At 68.6% G+C, this 1,562-nt stretch carries 1 protein-coding gene; it reads left to right on the top strand.

What is annotated here, in order from left to right; all coding sequences use genetic code 11:
• Positions 1-155 precede the first annotated feature (155 nt).
• On the top strand, positions 156-1,385 hold the full coding sequence (locus tag PUR56_RS03765; RefSeq protein ID WP_443034431.1) for an IS701 family transposase: 1,230 nt from the start codon (positions 156-158) through the stop codon (positions 1,383-1,385).
• Positions 1,386-1,562: the final 177 nt, after the last annotated feature.

The following is a 1,562-nucleotide window of genomic DNA, read 5'->3' as shown; positions in this document are numbered from 1 at the left end:
TACTCCAGTGAGAGTTCTCCATCGGGCCTGGTCAGCGGCCTGGGGACGGGGAGTTTAGCGAGGCTGCGGCGTGGGTGGGGTGGTTTTGGCGTGGCTGTCCCACCCACGAGTGGCCGCGCCGCATGTAGTGGCAGCGCCGGGGAGACAGCATTGGTGTGAGCGATGATCTGTCGACGGATGTGTGGGACCAGGAACTCAGCGAGCTCTTCCTGCGGATCGGGGGCCGCTTCACGCGGGTCGAGCCCCGGCGACGGATGAGGGACTACGTACGGGGGCTTCTGGGTCCGGTGGGCCGCAAGAACAGCTGGCAGCTGGCCGAGTACGCCGGACACCAGGCACCCCACGGCTTGCAGCATCTGCTGGCGGGCAGTCGCTGGGACGCGGACGAAGTCCGCGACGACCTCCAGGCCTACGCCGCCGAACAACTAGGCTCCCCGGATGGTGTGTTCATCATCGATGACACCGGATTCGTGAAGAAGGGAACGGTCTCCGCCGGAGTCCAGCGCCAATATTCGGGAACCGCCGGCCGCACCGAGAACTGCCAGATCGGGGTCTTCGCCGCCTACGCCACCAGCCGCGGCCACGCCCTGGTCGACCGCGAGCTCTACCTGCCCAAGTCCTGGACCGACGACCGGGAACGATGCCAAGCCGCCCGGATCCCCGACGAGCGCGCCTTCGCCACGAAAGGCGAACTGGCCCGCGCCATGATCACCCGCGCGCTGGCCTCGCCCCTGCCCATCGCCTGGGTCACAGCGGATTCCGCCTACGGCCAGGACTCCCACTTCCGCCGCTTCCTCGAAGACGCCCAACTCTCCTACGTGGTAGCGGTTCCCAAGTCCCAGCAGGTCCACGGCCCGCGTATCGACCACCTCATCACGCAGGCCCCGCCCGAGGCCTGGCAGAGGCTGTCCGCCGGATCCGGCGCCAAGGGCGAGCGCCTCTACGACTGGGCCGCAGCCCGGCTGCCCGCCGTCTGGGAGTTCGACGGCGACGAACCTGTCCGCCAACACTGGATGCTGGCCCGCCGCAGCATCGCCAGACCGGATGAGATCGCCTACTACCTCGCCTGCGCGCCGCTGGAGGCCACCGTCGCGGACCTGGTCCGTGTCGCCGGCTGCCGCTGGAAGATCGAGGAGTGCTTCCAGAGCGCGAAGAACGAGTGCGGCCTGGACCAGTACGAAGTGCGGCGCTACGTGGGCTGGTACCGGCACATCACCTTGGCGATGCTCGCCCACACGTTCCTGGCCGCCCTGGCCGCCCAGGAACGCGAAAAGGGGGAGGCGATCTCGACACGCCCGACCTCGTGGACCTCACGCCGGCCGAGATCCGCCGTCTGCTGGCAACTCGACCCCGCCACCATTCTCCGGACCGCAGCCACGCAGTGACATGGTCGCGGTGGAGACGCCGTCACCAAGCGCACGCCCGGCGCTGCCACTACATGCGGCGCGGCCACTCGTGGGTGGGACAGCCACGCCAAAACCACCCCACCCACGCCGCAGCCTCGCTAAACTCCCCGTCCCCAGGCCGCTGACCAGGCCCGATGGAGAACTCTCACTGGAGTA

Source organism: Streptomyces sp. BE303 (assembly GCF_036290945.1).
Classification (GTDB): domain Bacteria; phylum Actinomycetota; class Actinomycetes; order Streptomycetales; family Streptomycetaceae; genus Kitasatospora.
This window is presented reverse-complemented; position numbering and strand designations above follow the sequence as displayed.